This is a genomic window from Litorivita pollutaquae, from assembly GCF_003205515.1.
GTDB classification, from domain to species: Bacteria; Pseudomonadota; Alphaproteobacteria; order Rhodobacterales; family Rhodobacteraceae; genus Litorivita; species Litorivita pollutaquae.
On record NZ_KZ826500.1, the window covers coordinates 1 to 2,591 of the forward strand.

1 protein-coding gene and 1 pseudogene are annotated in these 2,591 nt (G+C 57.5%); both read right to left on the bottom strand.

Annotated features, from left to right (window positions below; genetic code table 11):
- Positions 1–549 precede the first annotated feature (549 nt).
- Positions 550–778: pseudogene (locus DI396_RS16295) on the bottom strand (transposase); the annotation flags it as partial.
- 207 nt (positions 779–985) lie between these two features.
- Entirely contained in the window at positions 986–1,549 is a 564-nt protein-coding gene (locus DI396_RS16300) for a hypothetical protein (protein WP_110797470.1), read from the bottom strand.
- Between the last annotated feature and the right edge of the window lie 1,042 nt (positions 1,550–2,591).

The window sequence follows — 2,591 nt, forward strand, 5'->3', positions numbered from 1 at the left end:
TGCATTAACGGGTTCTACAATCCGCGCCGCCGACACTCAGCATTAGGCTGGAAAAGCCCGGTCGCTTTTGAACGGAAAGTGGCTTAAACGAGCACTTGGAGCGGCACAAAAGCGTGACAGGTCCACTGCCTCTATTTACCCGGTACCGGACAATGGGATGCCAGCAAGCGTCTGGACCTCACCATCATCCCCTGGACCCACCTCTGGCTGATCTATTTCGAGGAATGGCTCGTGTCGGATGACTGGAAGGGCGGGGGAAAACACCCTGGAGAGGACGATCCAGACGAGGGCAACCGCAGGTTACGCCGCAGCCTGCGCCGAATGCATTGAGTTTCGCACCCGCCAAGTTCTCAGCCTGGCTCGGAGTCGTGTTGGTTAGCGGTCGTCAGAGCTGTTAGAGACTGGCGATCAGGCCGAGGCCAGTTTCTCGATCGATGGGGACACCGAAGGCATTCGGGTCGAAGTCTGCCAGTCCATTCACCCTCTCCAAGTAGGCCCTGAGGTCAGCTTTCAATGGCTCCGTAACCTCGATGGACTGATCGGTTGGGAGATCCGCCGGCACAACTCCACGAACTGCGCGCAGGTTCTACGGATCGCTGGCCCGTTGTCGCGCCGGAAATCGGCGATGGTCTTGTGGTCGGGCACCAGGCGGCCGGTCAGCCACATCAGCTCGACATTGCGACCCTCTTCGCACTCTAGCCTACGGCGGGAGGGGATACGGTTCAGATAGCCGTAGATGAAGAGCTTCAGCAAAAACAGATGGGTGGTATGGGCCTGTGCAGCAGGGTAAGACGGGAAGGTGCCCGATCGTGTCGGCCGAAGCCCCACGCGGCATCACCCAGATGATCCGGGCACACGGCGAGCTCCAAGCGGGGCGGTGATTGGATCGTCTCTTATCGACAAAAAACAAAAATTCTCTCTAAGCCACCGCGTTCGGTCGCTCTCTCAAGAATGAAGAAGGCCGTCCCCAGGGGCCGGCCTTTTCTCATGGACGCAGGAAGACGGGCTCTTCCCTCTCCGACCGCGGCGATCGTTCAATTGTCGCTGGATCAATCTCGCACATCGTCAGCTGTGCATTCACCTTTCGTGCGGCCATTCCAGCCCGGAACCACTTCGAAGCTGCAGCAATGTTCATCCGCGCGCGCCTCTGGCCTTTTTTCGGCTTCGAGGCCTCCATCACGGCGGCGACCATCTCATCGATGCGGTAGAGCCCACCAGAGACCGGCAGTGGCATCTTGCGCTGTTGAAGGGCCTGACGCTTGACCTCCAGCTTCTCCGCCACGTCGGCCAAGCTGACCAAGTCAGGGCGAACCTCGCGCAGGACAGTGCCTTGCGGCAGCGCCTTGATCAGTGCCCGCGCAGCATCGAGGATCACGACCTCTGCGTCGTCCCCTTCAACCTCCAGCTCCACGCCGACCAGGCCAGCCTGGCCCGTGCCTACAAGGGCATCTTCAAAGCCAGCCTCGAAGACGGCGTCGGACAGGGCAAATGCGTCATGCTCTCCTTCCGGGAGCGCGAAGACCAGTTCGAATTCGAATTCTTCAGCCATCGGCTTTTCCTTCTTATTTTTCCTCAAGCCTCACGCAGGACAGGGCCTTCTGCCTAACCTTCTTCGCGTGCTGCTGCGGGTTCTTGGGTGTGGACCACACCGACATGTTGCAGAACGTGCCGCAGCGGCACTCCTTATCGTTGGCAGGACAGCGGAGAATTCCCCATACGTGCCCCTTGCCTTCAATGAGATCCCATCCGAGAGCTTCCAGCTCTTGGACGACAGCCTCGATTTCCTTCGACGTGTGCTTTTTCCTTGGCACTGAAGATACTCCCTCCCTATTAAATTGTCAATCGACAAGTTAGAGGGTCGACAAAAACATCGCTCCAGATCGCAGCCAGGCTCCAGCACGTCCCCCAGCGGGTTCACGGGCAGGCCATTGGCGCGATCATCGATCTCGCAAAGGGATACCGGAGGAAGTTCCAGACATCAACGCCCATCGGACCGTTCAAAATGCTGCGGCCTGAATGAATGACCGGTTCGGGTAAGCTGTTCTGCAGCGTTGGACCTGCGGGCGAATGTCCGGAGAGGGCCGGAAGTCCCCACGCAACCTCTGAGCCCAGTAAAAATGGGGGATTACCAGCTCATTTGCCATTGAAACGTAGTCCAATCGGTTTCGGTGGTCTGCAAAATCGCCAGAAAAGCTATCTGCACTCATGCCGAGATAGCTGCTGCAGAGAGCGAGTTTGATTGTCACGGCTATGCGGCTCCGAGGTTCCTTGTAGGGTCCGATGGTTCTGTCGTTATCGCTTTCAAATCAGATATTGGCCGTTTCCATTTGAGGCGAAGGATTTTTCCGAATTGGTTCGCGGCCTGTCTTTATTCCCGATTGCTAACCACCTGTTGCGCCGATACAAAAATAGCAGCGGTGCAAGGGCAGCTGGTGCTCGAACAATGGCTGGAAGTTTCATCAGGTTGAAGTGGTCCTGCTTTTTAGGACAGCTTTGCGGCTCAGCTAAGATGTAATCGGGTTGGTGTCATGCCGCCTTTTGGGTTCGTTCCGTGTCGAAGAATGCGTCGTCTGGGGATCGCTTGTCGAGGG